The 10,907-nt window shown below is 59.6% G+C and carries 7 protein-coding genes and 6 pseudogenes; 7 read left to right on the forward strand and 6 right to left on the reverse strand.

The genetic code is table 11. From position 1 onward, the window contains the following. The first annotated feature begins 32 nt into the window (after window positions 1-32). The 3 genes and pseudogenes from FHT71_RS09820 to FHT71_RS32315 all read left to right on the forward strand — a co-directional run. Window positions 33-2,927: pseudogene (locus FHT71_RS09820) on the forward strand (Tn3 family transposase). A 69-nt stretch (window positions 2,928-2,996) separates the two neighbouring features. Continuing rightward, window positions 2,997-3,236 carry a hypothetical protein gene (locus FHT71_RS09825; RefSeq protein ID WP_245505497.1) on the forward strand — a complete coding sequence of 80 codons (240 nt, stop codon included), beginning with the start codon at window positions 2,997-2,999 and terminating at the stop codon, window positions 3,234-3,236. A gap of 37 nt (window positions 3,237-3,273) precedes the next feature. After that, a pseudogene (locus tag FHT71_RS32315) lies at window positions 3,274-3,351 on the forward strand (NAD(P)-dependent oxidoreductase); the annotation flags it as partial. Between the two features lie 117 nt (window positions 3,352-3,468). Here FHT71_RS32315 and FHT71_RS09835 read toward each other — a convergent pair. Then, window positions 3,469-4,440 (reverse strand): 3'-5' exonuclease, encoded by a 972-nt coding sequence (locus tag FHT71_RS09835; protein WP_165933127.1) that lies wholly within the window; start codon window positions 4,438-4,440, stop codon window positions 3,469-3,471. A 104-nt stretch (window positions 4,441-4,544) separates the two neighbouring features. Between FHT71_RS09835 and FHT71_RS09840 the strand changes: the two genes are divergently transcribed. Both FHT71_RS09840 and FHT71_RS09845 read left to right on the forward strand, forming a co-directional pair. Then, window positions 4,545-4,820: a hypothetical protein gene (locus FHT71_RS09840; protein WP_210294132.1), complete on the forward strand. Its 276-nt coding sequence runs from the start codon at window positions 4,545-4,547 to the stop codon at window positions 4,818-4,820. Between the two features lie 446 nt (window positions 4,821-5,266). Continuing rightward, the gene (locus FHT71_RS09845; RefSeq protein ID WP_132591413.1) at window positions 5,267-7,123 is read left to right on the forward strand and encodes a mechanosensitive ion channel family protein; all 1,857 of its coding nucleotides are present in this window, start codon (window positions 5,267-5,269) and stop codon (window positions 7,121-7,123) included. Between the two features lie 142 nt (window positions 7,124-7,265). On the opposite strand, the pseudogene FHT71_RS31550 reads toward FHT71_RS09845, so the two are convergent. Next, window positions 7,266-7,512 (reverse strand): annotated as a pseudogene (locus FHT71_RS31550) (hypothetical protein); the annotation flags it as partial. On the opposite strand from FHT71_RS31550, the pseudogene FHT71_RS31555 reads away from it, so the two are divergent. Then, window positions 7,499-7,725 (forward strand): annotated as a pseudogene (locus FHT71_RS31555) (DUF6088 family protein); the annotation flags it as partial. The pseudogenes FHT71_RS31550 and FHT71_RS31555 overlap by 14 nt on opposite strands. A gap of 66 nt (window positions 7,726-7,791) precedes the next feature. On the opposite strand, the pseudogene FHT71_RS31560 reads toward FHT71_RS31555, so the two are convergent. From FHT71_RS31560 to FHT71_RS09860, 4 genes and pseudogenes are all read right to left on the reverse strand, one after another. After that, window positions 7,792-8,019 (reverse strand): annotated as a pseudogene (locus FHT71_RS31560) (hypothetical protein); the annotation flags it as partial. Between the two features lie 13 nt (window positions 8,020-8,032). After that, window positions 8,033-9,058, reverse strand: a pseudogene (locus FHT71_RS09850) (fatty acid desaturase); the annotation flags it as partial. Window positions 9,059-9,126: 68 nt separating this feature from the next. After that, window positions 9,127-9,507 carry a DUF6481 family protein gene (locus FHT71_RS09855; protein WP_132591407.1) on the reverse strand — a complete coding sequence of 127 codons (381 nt, stop codon included), beginning with the start codon at window positions 9,505-9,507 and terminating at the stop codon, window positions 9,127-9,129. A 174-nt stretch (window positions 9,508-9,681) separates the two neighbouring features. After that, a complete protein-coding gene (locus FHT71_RS09860) occupies window positions 9,682-9,891 on the reverse strand; it encodes a cold-shock protein (protein WP_007788021.1) in 210 nt (69 codons plus the stop codon). 599 nt (window positions 9,892-10,490) lie between these two features. On the opposite strand from FHT71_RS09860, the gene FHT71_RS09865 reads away from it, so the two are divergent. Then, window positions 10,491-10,874: a hypothetical protein gene (locus FHT71_RS09865; protein WP_132591405.1), complete on the forward strand. Its 384-nt coding sequence runs from the start codon at window positions 10,491-10,493 to the stop codon at window positions 10,872-10,874. Window positions 10,875-10,907 lie beyond the last annotated feature (33 nt).

Raw genomic sequence — 10,907 nt, forward strand, 5'->3', positions numbered from 1 at the left:
ACAGACTATACTTCAATAGGGACAATTCCGGCATGCCAAGGCGACATATTCTCACCGAGCGACAGCGCTCGGCACTCTTCGATATGCCAACCGATGAACTGTCGCTGCTCAGGCATTACACATTGGCCGATGACGATCTTGAGCATATCCGGGAGCGGCGCAGACCAGAGAACCGGCTCGGGTTCGCTCCAACTATGTGCCCTTCGTTATCCAGGCCGCTCGCTCGCGCCGGGCGAGATGATCCCGCATGAAGTCCTATCCTTTATCGGAGCTCAGCTCGGCATTCCGGCTGACGCGCTTCTTACCTATGCTACCCGGCGTCAGACCCGCCAGCAGCATATGGACGCGTTGCGTAAGATTTACGGCTACAAGGCGTTCGCGGGCCGTGGTGCGCGAGATCTGCGAGACTGGCTTTTCGATCAGGCCGCGGATGCCCGGTCGAACGAGGATCTTGCCCGGCGTTTTGTCGCGCAATGCAGAAACACGCTGACGATCTTGCCGGCGGTGTCAACAATCGAGCGCCTGTGTGCCGACGCTCTCGTTGCCGCCGAACGACAGATCGAGACCCGGATAGCCGAGAAGCTTGATGCTGACGTGCGCGAGCGATTGGATGGGCTGCTGACTGAGATGTCGGCCGGAAACGTCAGCCGCTTCATCTGGCTTCGCCAGTTCGACGTTGGCAGCAATTCCTCGGCTGCAAACCGACTGCTCGATCGGCTGGACTTCCTGCACGGCCTGGAAATCGATCCACAAGTGCTCGCCGGTGTTCCTGCGCACCGTATAGCGCGTCTGCGTCGGCAGGGTGAGCGCTACTTCACCGATGGTCTGCGTGACATCGGCTCTGATCGTCGTTGGGCGATCCTCGCCGTCTGCGCCGTGGAATGGGAAGCGGCGATCGCCGACGCCATAATCGAGACCCACGACCGCATCGTAGGGAAAACCTGGCGCGAAGCGAAACGGCTGCATGACGAGCGGATTGCCGGCTCAAAAGAAGCCGTCACTAATACTCTTCGCGCATTCACGGCATTGGGAGCCTCTTTGCTCGAAGCCCGCAACGATAGCATCCCGCTGGAAACGATCCTCGCCCAAACAGCCGAATGGCACCAACTTGAACAATTGGTCGCGGCAGGGACGCAGCTCACAAACACACTGGCGGACGAGCCGCTGGCTCACGTCGGCCAAGGGTATCATCGCTTCCGCCGATATGCGCCGCGGATGTTGCGATGCCTGAAGCTGAAGGCTGCACCGGTAGCCGAGTCACTGATCGCAGCCGCAAATGCCATCGGCAAAGCGCATGCGCTATCATCAGCAAGTATTTCTTTCCTACGGCCCAATTCGAAATGGCATCGCCATCTCCGAGCGCAAGACCAAGGCGATAATCGTTTGTGGGAGGTCGCGGTTCTGTTTCATCTCCGGGACGCTTTCCGATCCGGCGACATATGGCTGGATCATTCTCGTCGCTACGGTGATCTGAAGCAGGTCCTTGTACCGATGACATCGGCGCAAGCAAATGCCAAGCTGGCTGTTCCGCTCGATCCTCAAGCTTGGCTGGCCGATCGCAAAGCCCGCCTCGCGGACGGCTTGAAGCGGCTGGCGCGTGCGGCTCGCGATGGGACCATCCCCCATGGCAGCATCGAAGATGGAACGTTGCGGATCGACCGGTTGACTGCCGACGTTCCCGAAAATGCAGAGGAACTGGTTCTCGATCTCTATCGTCGAATGCCGCCCGCGCGCATCACCGATATCTTGCTGGAAGTCGACGCCGCGGTCGGCTTCATCGATGCCTTTGCCCATCTCAGGACCGGAGCGCCATGCGGCGACCGGATCGGCCTGTTGAACGTTCTGCTTGCCGAAGGGCTGAACCTGGCCTTCGAAAAATGGCGGAGGCCTCGAATACGCATGATTACTGGCAGCTCTCGCGCCTGGCCCGCTGGCACGTCGAAAGCGAGGCCATGGACCAAGCGCTGGCAATGGTCGTGGCGGCGCAGGGCAAGCTTCCGATGTCCCGGTTCTGGGGCATGGGAACGACGGCGTCGAGCGATGGCCAGTTCTTTCCTTCGGCACGACAGGGCGAGGCGATGAACATGATCAATGCCAAATACGGCAATGAACCTGGGCTTAAAGCTTACACCCACGTCAATGACCAGTTCGCACCTTTTGCCTCACAGACTATTCCCGCAACCGTCAGTGAAGCGCCGTACATCCTCGATGGCCTGCTGATGAATGAAGCCGGCCGGCAAGTCGGCGAGCAATATGCCGATACGGCCGGGTTTACCGATCATCTGTTCGGGATCAGCGCCATGCTCGGCTATCGGCTCGTGCTGCGCATTCGCGACTTGCCCTCAAAACGGCTTTACGTGTTCAATCCCGCGGCGACGCCCAAGGACTTGCGCAAGCTGGTCGGCGGCAAAATCCGCGAAGAACTGATCGTTGCAAACTGGCCGGATCTCTTCCGTTGTGCGGCCACGATGGCCTCCGGTAAAATCAGACCGAGCCAGTTGCTCCGAAAACTCGCATCCTATCCCCGGCAGAACGATCTGGCGGCCGCCCTCCGCGAGGTCGGCCGCGTCGAGCGCACTCTCTTCATAATAGAGTGGATTCTCGACACCGATATGCAACGGCGCGCCCAGATTGGCCTCAATAAAGGTGAGGCTCACCATGCGCTGAAGAATGCCCTGCGCATCGGTCGCCAAGGCGAAATACGTGATCGCACCACCGAGGGGCAACATTACAGGATCGCCGGGCTGAACCTGCTCACGGCGATCATCATCTACTGGAATACGGTGCATCTTGGACATGCTGTCGCGGAACGCCGAAACGACGGCCTTGATGTGCCGCCCGAGCTTCTAGCCCACATCTCTCCCCTCGGCTGGGCGCACATCCTGCTGACCGGCGAATATTTGTGGCCCACAGACGCGAACGCTTAGGGTGTCATTCCGCCCCCAACCGGAATCGACCCCGAAAAGCGCGCGGCCTGGATCAAGGCGCTCGACGCCATGGCCGCGCGCAAACCGAAGGTCGTGCTTCCCGCCCACCAAGCCGAAGACGCTCCTCAGGGGCTAGCGACCGTCGAGTTCACTCGCGACTATCTCCGCGCATTCGATGAGGAAGCGGCCAAGGCCAAGGACAGCGCAGCGCTGATCGCCGCCATGACCGGGCGCTATCCGGATCTGAAAGATGCCGGTTCGTTGGAACTCGGCGCCAAGGTGGCAAAAGGCGAGATGAAGTGGGGCTGAGTAGCCTCCACCGACTTAAACAAGGAAGGAATGGTCAGTGGCAAACATCGCCCTCATCGGCGCCTCCGGCAATGCTGGCTCGCGCATTCTCAAAGAACTCTCCGACCGTGGGCATCCCCAACACGTGAAGCAGCGTTTTACCGTGGGTTATTGAGGCCTCGATAAGAAGGACAGAGCCTAGACCCACCGCTGCTCTGCCACGGCACGCGACGTCCGCTCAGCGAATAGCTTCTCAGGCCTTGAACCGGTCGAATGCCGTGAGCCGCTTGATCGGTGGGTCGGCTTCATCCCACCGATAGATTTCCGAGCGCAGATAGCGGAGTTCGTCGTCGAGGGCGTCTTCCGCAAGCTCGATCCACCATGACTTCGGGCGGCCGTCACTGCCATCCGACCAGCGATAGCCACGCGCCTTGAGGTGATCCTTCATGTCGAACGGACTGTTTTCCGCGAAGATGCGAATGCGGGATCGCTGGCTCGTCTCATAAAGTTCGGCAAACGGTGTCCGTCCCGGCTCTCCCCCATCCTGCGCGAGGACTTCGAGCAGGGCAAAGCAGTCGTCGACGGCCCGATGGCCTTGGTGGAAATAGCCCATTTGTCCCATCAGGTAGCCGAGCTTGGTACCCTCAAAGCCACGCGCCGACCAATCGACTTCGGCGACCGAGCAGGCCCAGGCTTTTCCGGTGAAAATGGGCGAGAATGCCTCGCAGAACGGCCGGTCGAAGCCGGCGTTGTGCGCAATGACGAGATCGGCCGGCTCGACCACGGCGCGTAATTGTTGGAGATCGATCATCTGGCCGGCCACCATTCCGTCAGCGATGCCGGTGAGACGGGTGATTTCCGGTGGGATCGGAACGCTCGGCTGCTGCAATCCACCATAGACGCCAATAACATCGCCAATGTTTCCAGCCGCGTCGAATGTGAATGCGACCGCGCCGATCTCGATGATCTCGTCGTTGCGATGATTGAGGCCGGTAGTCTCGGTATCGAGGATCACACCTCTCAGCGGAAATCCCGGTCGCGCGGATGCCGGAACTGGGCGAGGCTCAAGCTTTTTCAGGATGCGGTACCGGCCCGTCTCCTGGAGGTGCCGCACCATGTCGTCTTCGCTCAACGCTGCCGGAGAATGGCGTTTCATCGCCGGGGAACCGGTCGCCTTCACCGGTGTTGCCTCCGGCGAAACAAACAGATCGAACTGCTGCGTCATTCGCTATCTCGGGTTCATTCGTTAGACGACTCTCAGGACTGCAGTGTCCGCCAGATCCGCTATAAGGCATCCGCTCGAACAAATCAGGAGAAATGATGGAAACCGTGGAAATCACCAACCGCAGCGACTTTGCCTTGTGGACGAACCAACGCGCGCAAGAGATCGTGACGGTTGAAGGCGCCGCCCTCGCGATGGCCGCGCGCGACATGAATGAGGAAGCACTTGCGGAGACTGCGGCCGCGCTCGGCAAGGCCATCAGCGACGCTTCTCCAATCGGCGTATTGAGGTCAAGCGTTTTTCGAGCTTTTCCCTGGGCGGGACGAGATGACATCGTCGTCCGCTATTGGCAGCCCAATGCGGACTCCCCTACAGGGTCGTGAAGAGCGACTCGAATCTGTGCACTCCAACTGCCGGCGACGACCGACCGACGGCACGCCTGCCGTAGCCGATCAAAACAGCAATCAATCATTTTGGCTTCCGCTGCAAATGAGTTCGATGCCTTCGCGCTGGCACGGCCGGGCAATCCGAGGCACGCTGTCATTGCGTAGACGATGGCGGACCTCCAGTCCTGCCGTACCATACCAGATGTTGCGGGCGTGGCAGCACATAAAGGCGTATAGTCCCAACCACAACCCTGAATTTGACCCAGCCGTTGGGGCAATTCGCCTGTTAGCCCAATCGTCACACGGCCGAAGAGAAGCAATTCTGGAGGTTACCAGTGGCTATCATCAAGCGGCAGGAGGGTTAGAGCGGGGCGGCGGTGGCACGATAGTGGATCGATCCCGGCCGGCATGGGGTGGAGGCCCGCAAGGGAGGGACAGGGAACGTGAGCGAAGAAACCGCAGTCGATTTGGACGTCAATTCAGCGATAGCGGCCATCGAGAAGGTTACCGACGGTTTTGCGACGGGGCTGCACGCACGGTTCTCTGCTGTGCTCGACCTGCCCGGTGAGTTTGCAAACTTGCGGAACTCCATGGCGACAACATCGACTTCGCCGCTCTTCCTTTGCTTTGCCGTCGTCCTGGTGGTGACGTTGACGGCAGGCACTTTCCTGGTGCTGGCCCGGCAAATGACCATATGGAATCCCGCGAGTGCCGGTTGGCGAAGATTTGGCTTGCGTGCGGCGGCCATGGGCGTTGCCCTCGCGGCGGGTGTTGTCGCGGCATGGCTGCTTACCCCGCCTGGCCCGCCTCTGCGGACCCTTCGACTATGGGTGGTAGTGACGGTCGTTGTTTTTGTCGTTTTCTATCTGACGAGAGTTATATTGACGGCATCGCGACGGCCGGAATTCCGCCACCGGTCCCTTCATATGCTGGCGCTGTCCCATGACCTGTCGATCATCATTGGCTGGGCGACAATCGGGGTCGCCCTTGTCGCCACATTGCAGATTTGGGGTGCGGGGCCGGGCCTCCGGGATCTGACCCGGACAGTTTTGATGGCAATCCCGTCCTACCTTCTGCTTGCAGGTGTGGTGTGGCGACACAAGCGCACGATGGCCGCTGCGGTTGCTGGTCCGCGCCCGAGAAGCAACTGGCGCAGTCGTCTTTCCCGATTCTGGCCTGCGATCGTCATCGGATTTCTCGTCATCACGTTTATTAGCAGCCAGACCGCTCTCACGCTTGGCGCCCCGCTGCCCGGATCGGCTGTGATTGTGACCGTCCTCATGCTGCTCCTAACGCCGCATCTCGATGCGATGATCCGGAACTGGGCGCGGCGTAAGTTGCAGGCCCCCGACGTTTCGATCCCTACCGCGGCCGGGCGGCAGACAGTCCGCTTCGCCATCCTGATTGCCGCAGTTTCCATGTTGGGAGTATTGTGGGCGACGCCGTTGGCGCTTGCACTCGGCTTCGAATTGCGAAGCGTCACGCGCGACGCGTTCGGGATCGCTTTGATTGCGCTTCTGGCGGCGTTTCTTTGGAATGTGATCGGGACCGTAACAGCGCGCGCCACGATCGTAGCGAGTCCAACACCCGGTGGTGGAGAGCTGGGCGTACCACGATCAAGGCTAGGCACGATCGTCCCGCTGATCAGCGCCGTCGGAAAATCGAGCATCCTTGCAGTGGCGCTGCTTTCGATCCTGGTGTCGCAAGGCGTCAATGTCTGGCCACTGATCACTGGCCTGAGTGTCTTTGGGCTCGCGATCGGTTTCGGCTCGCAGACGCTTGTTAAGGATGTCGTATCCGGCCTTTTCTTCCTGATCGACGATGCCTTCCGATTCGGCGAATATATCGAAACGTCGGGTGCCAAGGGGACCGTGGAGAAGATTTCGATACGGTCCGTATCGCTGCGCAACTCACGTGGCTCAATAGCGACGGTGCCCTACGGCCAGATCGGCAAGATTCAGAATTTCAGCCGTGATTGGGCGATCGAAAAGTTTAGTTTTCGCGTTGCATTCGAGACCGACGTCGAATTGGTCCGCAGGCTCTTCAAAAAGATCGGACAGGACATTGCCGCCGACCCGGAGCTTGCCCCAGACCTCATCGAAACCTTCAAGAGCAAAGGCATCGGCGACGTTGAGGACGGGACGCTGATCATCAAGGCATCGTTCACAGCAAAACCGGGCAAACAGTCGATGATCCGCCGCGCAGCCTTGATGGCGGTGCAAAACGCATTCAGGGAGAACGGTATCAAAGCCGTGCCGAAACCAATGACGGCCGATGCCGGTCCGGGGGAATCCGGTTAGCCAATCTAGTCTTAGACCAAATATCGCATTTCAGTCGATCCCCGAATAGGCGGACATGACCGATCCGTTTGCTTTCGCCGGACTGGTTGAGTCCCACTACGGCTCCCACCGCCCGCGAATGGCGGAACCGGCTGGGAATATCGATCGTCGCCTTCGTGTGGCGCGTCTCGATACAGAATACCGGCAGACCGGCATTTGCCAGTCCTTCGAACAGCCATTGAGGCTTCCAGGCCCACCCGTTCCAAGCTGAACGCGGGATCACTCAGGATGGCGATCAAATCCTCCGGGTGAGATACAACCTTTTTCTCCTGGCAGGTCTTCCCGCTCTCATCGAGATGGCGCCGACATGCCTGATCGCGCGCCGATTTTCTCGATATCGGAACGCCCAACGCTGTCGAAAAGGCCCTCCAGCGACTCGCCAAGCGCGGTGACATTCGTCGCCCCACCGCGGCCTCTACGACAAGCCAAACACGAGCCGACTGACGGGCAAGATGGCCTTTCCGCCGCGAGGCTCATTCATCGATGCTATTGCCCGGCGCGATAAGCAGCGGGTCCTGGTCGACGGAATGACAGCTGCCAACGATTTGGGCCCGACAACAGCCGCGGGGTCGATGCTTTCGACGGCGGAAAAGCTCTTGCCAAATTCCAGCTGCGTATCGCGGACGGCGTTATTTGTGCTTCAGCAGCCACATCTTGCCGGCCATCGTAATGCCGCGCGCAGACTGTCCCGGTGCAACCTCGAGATTGAGGGCTTGCAGAAGGCCACGGTCTGTCAACTCTTCCAATGTTGCTGTGGTCAGCGATTTCACCTTGATCGGCCGCTCCTTGAAGCGATCTGTTTTCGCATAAGTTACCCCGGCATCGAAATGCGTCCACTTCCCGCCCTCCTGAAGGTTGTTGGACTATGTTCGCTGACGCTGCTTCCCGGAAGGAAACGAGCTTGCCAATGCGCTCATCCCAAAGCGCCAATCGCACACAGCCAAGGCTCTGCCACAGGGTGATGCGGCCGATCCCTGCCAACTCCGGATGTTCGCGCAACACGTCCGGCAGTCGATAGTAGGGAATTCTGCTCGAGAGGTGGTGAATGTGGTGGACGCCAATATTGCCGCTCAGCCAGCGCAGCACGACAGGCAGGTCGTAATGAGACGCACCGTGGAGGGCTGCCTGTGGAAATTGCCATTCTTCGGTCTTCGACCAATGAGTTTCGTCGAACTGGTGCTGGACATAAAATAGCCAGACGCCTGCGGCACCCGCGAGAAGGACGACAGGCAGATGGATCAGAATGAAGGGAACAAATCCCACGGCCCATATCATCGAGGCAGCCAGGACTGCGACCGCCAGATTGGTGCTCATGGTTGAAACCCACGGCATGGCACCGGAGCGCATCATCCCGAAAGGCAGCCGCTGTTTGCATAGAAAGAGCCAGGCTGGTCCGATGCCGAACATCACCAGCGGATGCCGATAAAGCCGATAAGCAAGGCGCCCCGACCAGGAACGCGTCCGATACTCTTCGACGGTGAGGGTGGTGATGTCGCCGATGCCACGCTCATCCAGATTGCCGGCGGACGCGTGATGCAGGGAATGAGCCCGTCGCCAGTAATCATAAGGTGTGAGGGTTAAGACCCCGAGCGTGCGCCCGATCCATGTATCGAGTCGCCGCCGTGCGAAGAACGATCCGTGTCCGCAATCGTGCTGGATCATGAATAGCCTGAGCAGAAAGCCGGCTGCCGGGACGACGAGGATCAACCCCGGCCAGAACTCCTGCATCAGGGATACGTAGGTCAAGGCCCAAAGCGCGACAAATGGGCCAACCGTCACAAGTAGTTCGAACGCGCTGCGGCTCAATCGTGGCTGTCGGTATTTTGCAAGGATCTTCAACCACGCACCGGCGGTGTCTTCGATGGCCGCTTCCGGTCGATGGGCGTGCGCGTTCATTGGTTGGAATCTCTTTCCAGCAGCAAGGAAGCGGGTTGGATCCACGCTTCGAGGCGGTCGCATGCTTGTTAGCCCTGACGCGCCTTGCGAGCAGCATAGCGGCGGTCGCGCTCGGCCTTGCGCGCGGCCTCATCCGCTACGACACACGCAGTGCGATTGTTGACTTCGGCCTGCCGGGCTTCGGCTTCGGCCCTTTCATGAACCTCTGCGGCAGCAGCCAAAGCGTTGGTTTCTGCCAGTACGCGCTCGTTTTCGGCTGCTTTCAGCGCGTCGCGCTCAGCGCGGCGGGCCGTTCTTGCAACAGCGGCAGCCTCGCGCGCCGCCAGACGTTCCTGCATAGCAGGATCGGTAGGCTTCGGCGCGGATGCAAATTTCGTCAAAAGCTTAAGTCTGGCCTCTTGTGCAGTCTTGCGGCGCTCGGCGAAGCTGTTGTCGTTCGGAGTTCTCAATAAATCGTCCTATCGAATTTCGGAGGTTGCGGTGGAGGCGATTTGAAACCGTACAGCCCGTCCGAAGCACCTGGATCGCTCAACCGCCTAACGGAAAAAGGCCAGACATTCGCCTGGCCTTTCAATGCTATTGCCGCCATGCCAGGACATCCTTGGTCATGGGAGGCTCAAGCTTCAAGCGGCTTGGAGCTGGCCTGCGGACATCTTGCCCGACTTGCGATCCTGCTCCAGCTGGAAGCCGAGCTTCTGGCCTTCGACGATCGATGTCATCCCGGCGCGCTCGACGGCGGAGATGTGAACGAACACATCGGCGCTGCCATCATCGGGCTGAATGAAGCCGAAGCCCTTGGTGGCGTTGAACCATTTTACTGTGCCAGTGGTCATAACAAACCCTTTCATTGCACGACTGATCGACCACCGTGCGACGCACGGCGGTGGTTTCGACTTTTGAGAGGGAAAGTTGATCAAGAGGCGCAGAGCGCTGCAAAAACAATATCGGCAAACAAAGTATCGATGGTTCTTGATATAGCGTCATCGACGTCTCGTCAACTTCTTGTTATGCAGTTTGCCACTATTCTATTTTTGGTTGCGTATCTTGCGGATACATGCCGCCCTGTTTGTCTTCGGCCGGTGAGCACGGTAACTCGAAAGCCTCTGACCGATCCGCGCTGCATACTCCGCTTTCGTCAGGCTTTCGCCTTCGATGATCGAAAGAACTTCGTTGTAGCCTTGCCAAAAGTTCGCCTCGCCTCCATCCATGATCGTGTCCAACACAGCTAACTGCGTTTGCGAGAACGTTGTCATCGAATAGCCTCTGACGAAGCGCCCGGTCGCGTGACGCGCCGCTCTCTTATCAGCAGATGCTGCGAGCGGAGCACGGTCTGAATTCTCATTGATGCGCGGCCCGCCGCCGCGGCGATCTCAAAACACATCTCCGTGAACCCGCCTTCCATTCCCGGAATCGTCATGCCAATATCCGACACATGAATCTCCACAAGGTCCTCCATCACCTGTTTCTGCTTGTCGCCATGTTCGCCGTCGTCGTCGGCCCTGCGAGCATTGGACTGGCCAGCAGCGCCATGGCGTCTTCGGGTGCGGCGGCGATGGAGGATATGTCCAGCACCATGCCCGGCATGAAGATGGCGGCGGAGATGCCCTGCTGCCCGGAAAAGCAGCCCGTCAAGCCGGACTGCGCCAAGGGCTGCCCGCTGTCACTGGTGTGCACGACCTCGATCTTCGCCCACGCCCCGGGCGGCCACGGCTGGTCGTTCGCCGTCTCCTGGCAGTCCCACCGCTACAATCTGATTCCCGCGTCGCAACTGACGCCGGCCCTTGTCGAGCCGCCGGCCCGACCTCCGAAAGCCTGATCTCAATCCATTCTTGAAGCACGCCTGCGGCTC

This window comes from Rhizobium sp. BK060 (assembly GCF_014193145.1).
Taxonomy (GTDB): Bacteria; Pseudomonadota; Alphaproteobacteria; order Rhizobiales; family Rhizobiaceae; genus Rhizobium.